This window comes from Ruegeria sp. PrR005 (assembly GCF_010500245.1).
Taxonomy (GTDB): Bacteria; Pseudomonadota; Alphaproteobacteria; order Rhodobacterales; family Rhodobacteraceae; genus Ruegeria_B; species Ruegeria_B marisflavi.
Genome location: NZ_JAAGOX010000051.1, coordinates 1 through 1,027, shown reverse-complemented (window position 1 = coordinate 1,027; position 1,027 = coordinate 1). Strand labels below are relative to the sequence as shown.

Below are 1,027 nucleotides of genomic sequence, written 5' to 3'. Positions count from 1 at the left end.
GCTCTTCCGATCTGGTATTGTTCCATCACATCCTGAGGATGCTCTTCGAACTCTTCAAATTCTTCTTCCATATATCACCTTAAATAGTGGATTGCGGTAGTAAAGATTGTGCCTGTCTTTTAACCACATCAGGCTCGGTGGTTCTCGTGTACCCCTACAGCGAGAAATCGGATAAACTATTACAACCCCTACAGTTTGATGAGTATAGAAATGGATCCACTCGTTATTCTCGGACGAGTGTTCAGTAATGAACCTCTGGAGAGAACCATGTATATGATCGTTATCTGGGTTGGACTTCTGCTTTTAAGCCCAGATAACTGGCCTGAATATGTTAATGAGAGAATCGGTATTCCTCATGTGTGGCATGTTTTCGTCTTTGCTCTTGCATTTTCGCTAGCAATTAATGTGCATCGATTATCAGCTATTGCCAGCGCCAGATATAAGCGATTTAAGCTAAGAAAACGCATTAAGATGCAAAACGATAAAGTGCGATCAGTAATTCAAAACCTTACAGAAGAGCAATCTATGGTTTTGTGCGCAGCCCTTAATGAAGGCAGGAAGTATGTGGTTACATCAAAACAATTCCCATACATTAGTGAGTTGATTGAGCTTGGTGTGTTGAACAAAACTTTTTCCCGATGGAATGGAAAGCATATATTATTCCCTATTGAGGATATTTACTGGACTGAATTAGTTGCCAGCTATGATCCATATAATATTGAGATAAAGCCAAGGCCAATATCTAAGTAACTAGATAAGAGGAATCGATTTTCCCTTAATTTTCTGGCGTCCACTGCATGTTATGCCGCGTTCGCCAGGCTTGCTGTACCATGTGCGCTGATTCTTGCGCTCAATACGTTGCAGGTTGCTTTCAATCTGTTTGTGGTATTCAGCCAGCACTGTAAGGTCTATCGGATTTAGTGCGCTTTCTACTCGTGATTTCGGTTTGCGATTCAGCGAGAGAATAGGGCGGTTAACTGGTTTTGCGCTTACCCCAACCAACAGGGGATTTAGATCGGAAGAGCAC

General features: G+C 42.1%; 2 protein-coding genes. One reads left to right on the top strand and one right to left on the bottom strand.

Annotated features, from left to right (window positions below; all coding sequences use genetic code 11):
- Nucleotides 1-267: 267 nt before the first annotated feature.
- Nucleotides 268-750, top strand: coding sequence for a superinfection exclusion B family protein (locus G0P99_RS18820; RefSeq protein WP_000281856.1), 483 nt, complete (start codon nt 268-270; stop codon nt 748-750).
- Here the strand turns inward: G0P99_RS18820 and G0P99_RS18815 are convergent.
- Nucleotides 751-1,027 (bottom strand): antitermination protein N (locus G0P99_RS18815; protein ID WP_199784958.1); only part of this gene is annotated, 277 nt, incomplete at its 5' end. It lies immediately after the preceding gene.

Excerpts from the sequence above, each read along its gene's own strand:
- G0P99_RS18820 (WP_000281856.1), top strand. The coding sequence starts at position 268 with ATGTATATGATCGTTATCTGGGTTGGACTTCTGCTTTTAAGCCCAGAT.